This window comes from Streptomyces fildesensis (assembly GCF_016107395.1).
Lineage (GTDB): Bacteria > Actinomycetota > Actinomycetes > Streptomycetales > Streptomycetaceae > Actinacidiphila > Actinacidiphila fildesensis.
On the sequence record NZ_JAAIKO010000381.1, the window covers coordinates 1 to 231 of the forward strand.

1 protein-coding gene is annotated in these 231 nt (G+C 45.0%); it reads right to left on the reverse strand.

From position 1 onward, the window contains the following. The coding region (locus C6N31_RS43255; RefSeq protein WP_198359770.1) for a hypothetical protein at positions 1 to 231 on the reverse strand (231 nt) is incomplete at both ends.

Sequence of the window (231 nt, forward strand, 5' to 3'; positions counted from 1 at the left end):
CCTGGGAAGAACCAATTTTAAAAACTGCAGGATCAAGCGTTTTCTGAAGTTCTTCTTTTGAGATACTACCCTGCTCTGGGAGGGACAGGAAGAGCTGTACTTCAGGCGATCCCTCAATTGAGTATTTTCTTCCTTCTTCCGTAAGTATCCATATCTCCCTCTTAATGTCCTGGGCGTCGACGAAACCAAAACCATTGAGGCTTTTGATGGCGTTGACAATCTCGCTGTGAT